The organism is Herminiimonas sp. (assembly GCF_030645555.1).
Taxonomy (GTDB): Bacteria; Pseudomonadota; Gammaproteobacteria; order Burkholderiales; family Burkholderiaceae_D; genus Oxalicibacterium.
Map to the genome: position 1 here is coordinate 1 of NZ_JAUSME010000328.1, position 3,362 is coordinate 3,362.

The following is a 3,362-nucleotide window of genomic DNA, read 5'->3' on the forward strand; positions in this document are numbered from 1 at the left end:
GATGCAGATCCTGCAGAAGGTATTCCGGCTGCGCACCTGCGAAAACTCGGTATTCGTGAACCGCACCCGGCCCTGCCTGCTGCACCAGATCGGTCGTTGCAGCGGCCCGTGCGTGGACCTGATCGGCGCCGACGAATACAAGGCCGACGTCGACAATGCCGAAAAATTCCTGCGCGGGCGCCAAAGCGAAGTGCTCGAAACGCTGGAAAAGAAAATGCACGCCTATGCGGCCGAACTCAAGTTCGAGCAGGCCGCCGCCGTGCGCAACCAGATCAGCGCCTTGTCGCGCGTATTGCACCAGCAGACCATGGAAACCGGCGGCGACGCCGACATCGATATCCTGGCCGTGATCGTCAAGGGCGGGCGCGCCTGCGTCAACCTGGCCATGGTGCGCGGCGGACGGCACCTGGGCGACCGCGCCTATTTCCCGGTGCATGTCGACAATGCCGAAGCGACCGCCGAAGACGCCATCGAATGCGAAGTGCTGAAAGCCTTCCTGGCCCAGCACTATTTCGACAAGTTCATTCCCGGCACGCTGGTCATCAACCTGGAACTGGACGAGCCTGAACTGATCCTGGCCCTGGCGCGCCAGTGCGGGCACCGGATCAACCTGGTGTTCCAGCCGCAAGGACAGCGGCGCCAATGGCTGGACATGGCGGAGAAGGGCGCGCAACTGGCGCTGGCCCGCTTGTTGTCGGAACAAGGTTCGCAGCAGGCGCGCACGCAGGCGCTGGCCGATGCGCTGGGCCTGGACAGCAGCGAGCTGGACGCCTTGCGCATCGAATGTTTCGACATCAGCCATACGCAAGGCGAGGCGACCCAGGCCTCGTGCGTCGTGTTCCATCACCATGCAATGCAGAATGGCGAATACCGCCGCTACAACATCAACGACATCACCCCCGGCGACGACTACGCAGCCATGCGCCAGGTACTGACGCGCCGCTATGAAAAAGTCGCGGGCGGCGAGGGCGTCATGCCCGACATCGTGCTGATCGACGGCGGCCGCGGCCAGGTCGGGATTGCACGCCAGGTATTCGAAGAGCTCGGGCTCGACATCAGCCCCATCGTCGGTGTCGCCAAGGGCGAGGGCCGCAAGGTCGGACTGGAAACCCTGGTCTTTGTCGATGGCCGGGAGCCGATGGAATTGGGCCGCGAATCGGCTGCGCTGATGTTGATTGCACAGATTCGCGACGAGGCGCATCGCTTTGCCATCACCGGCATGCGCGCGCGGCGTGCCAAGACCCGGCAAGCATCGCAACTCGAAGAAATAGAAGGCGTCGGCGCCAGGCGGCGCCAGAAGCTGTTGGCCCGCTTTGGTGGATTGCGCGGCGTACAGGCTGCCAGCGTCGAGGAAATCGCCTCGGTCGAAGGCATCTCGCGGCAGTTAGCTGAGGACATTTACCGTCAATTGCATTAAATTAGCCCCGTTGCCCGGCCATGGCCTTATCTCGGATATAGTCTGGCCGGCACATCACGATAACAACCATGCCCCTTAACATACCGATCCTGCTGACCTGGCTGCGCGTGGCGATGATTCCGCTCATCGTTGGCGTGTTCTACCTGCCGGATCTCTGGCTGTCACCATTCAACAAGGGCGTGGCCTCCACCACGATCTTCATAGGCGCAGCCTTCACCGACTGGCTGGACGGCTTCCTGGCGCGGCGCTGGAACGAGACTTCCGCCTTCGGCGCATTCCTCGACCCGGTGGCCGACAAGCTGATGGTGGCCGGCGCATTGCTGGTGCTGATCGAGTTCCGCTCGGTCGATTACATTTCCATCATCGCCTTCATCATCATCGGCCGCGAGATCACCATCTCTGCGCTGCGCGAGTGGATGGCGCAGATCGGCGCATCGAAATCGGTTGCGGTCAGCTCGATCGGCAAGATCAAGACCACCGCGCAGATGGTCGCCATTCCGATGCTGCTGTATGACGGCATCCTGTTCAAGCGGATCGACACGCACTACTGGGGGCAGTGGCTGTTGTGGATTGCCGCTGCGCTGACACTGTGGTCAATGTTTTATTACTTGCGCAAGGCATGGCCCCTGATGAAGGTGAATGCAAAATTACGATGATTTTTCGGGCAACTAGCTTGACAGTTTTTATCCATCATCTATAATTGCGTCTCTCTAGTGATGCGGGAGTAGCTCAGTTGGTAGAGCGCAACCTTGCCAAGGTTGAGGTCGAGAGTTCGAGACTCTTCTCCCGCTCCAAAAATTCAAAAGGGAAGCCTCACCGGCTTCCCTTTTTTGTTGATGGTTTCATTGCCGGGTTCGTTTGTTGTTTGGCGCCTGATCCCGTCGTGATCGGCAGTCGCAGCAAATTTCACGGCAAGCAGTTAAAATACGCAGCCACGGCGGGGTAGCAAAGTGGTTATGCAGCGGCCTGCAAAGCCGTTTACGCCGGTTCGATCCCGACCCCCGCCTCCAGACAGAAAACAAAAAGCCCACCTTCGAAGGTGGGCTTTTTGTTTTCTGTGCGGACTTAAAGCCTATATGCTTCGGCAATCCGGCGATTCGACGATACGCACCTTCGAATGCCACAACCCTGCACCCCACCAAGGAACGACCATGACCAGCCCGATGTACACCCACTCCGTCCCCGTATTCAAGCAAATGCTGTTGGCCCTGCAAACCATCCTGGCGCAGGCCGACGCCCATGTCGTCACCAAATCGATAGAGCCTGATGCATTTTTGCAGGCACGCCTGTATCCGGACATGCTACCGCTGATCAAGCAGGTGCAGATTGCGGCCGATTTCGCACGCGGCGTCACGGCACGCCTGGGCGATGTCGATGTTCCCGTCCATGACGGAAAAGAGAAGAGCTTCGCCGACCTCGATGCACTGCTGACCCAGACACTGGCTTTCCTGGATGGCGCCGACGCATCAAATTTTGACGGCAGCGAAAGCAGGGAAATCGTGCTGCGCCCAGGTACGCCGAAGGAAAAGAAATTCAGCGGTCAGGCGTACCTGGTCAACTACGGCCTGCCGCAATTTTTCTTCCATGTGACAACCGCGTACGCCATCCTGCGCCACAACGGGCTGCCGATTGGCAAGCGCGATTACATGGGCGTGTATTGACCATGCCGTGTCGCTGGCGCCAGGCTAGCGGCGCCAGTCATCTGTAGTCATTTTGCCGCCAGCACCGGGATCGTTTTGCACCGGGATTCAGCAGCACGCGCCCGCAGCTGTCCGCAGCCGCCATCGACCTCCTGGCCCGCGGAGTCGCGCAGCTTGGTCAGCACGCCGCGCTTGTGCAGGGCGCGCGCAATTTCCTGCGTGCGTTCCAGCGCGGGCCGCTTGAAATGGAGGTCGGGGATGGTGTTGTAGGGGATCATGTTCAGCACTGCATACTTTCCCTTCAG

The 3,362-nt window shown here is 60.0% G+C and carries 3 protein-coding genes, 2 tRNA genes and 1 pseudogene; 5 read left to right on the top strand and 1 reads right to left on the bottom strand.

Features of this window, described 5'->3' with window-relative positions; translation table 11 throughout:
- The 5 genes from uvrC to Q7T06_RS12355 form a co-directional block, all read left to right on the top strand.
- Positions 1–1,417 (top strand): excinuclease ABC subunit UvrC (uvrC, locus tag Q7T06_RS12335; RefSeq protein ID WP_304785106.1); only part of this gene is annotated, 1,417 nt, incomplete at its 5' end.
- Positions 1,418–1,485: 68 nt separating this feature from the next.
- Entirely contained in the window at positions 1,486–2,073 is a 588-nt protein-coding gene (pgsA, locus tag Q7T06_RS12340; RefSeq protein ID WP_304785107.1) for a CDP-diacylglycerol--glycerol-3-phosphate 3-phosphatidyltransferase, read from the top strand.
- A gap of 62 nt (positions 2,074–2,135) precedes the next feature.
- Positions 2,136–2,211: transfer RNA gene (locus Q7T06_RS12345), tRNA-Gly, on the top strand.
- A gap of 142 nt (positions 2,212–2,353) precedes the next feature.
- A tRNA-Cys gene (locus Q7T06_RS12350) sits at positions 2,354–2,427 on the top strand.
- A gap of 141 nt (positions 2,428–2,568) precedes the next feature.
- Entirely contained in the window at positions 2,569–3,078 is a 510-nt protein-coding gene (locus Q7T06_RS12355) for a DUF1993 family protein (protein ID WP_304785108.1), read from the top strand.
- 47 nt (positions 3,079–3,125) lie between these two features.
- On the opposite strand, the pseudogene Q7T06_RS12360 reads toward Q7T06_RS12355, so the two are convergent.
- A pseudogene (locus tag Q7T06_RS12360) lies at positions 3,126–3,362 on the bottom strand (rRNA methyltransferase); the annotation flags it as partial.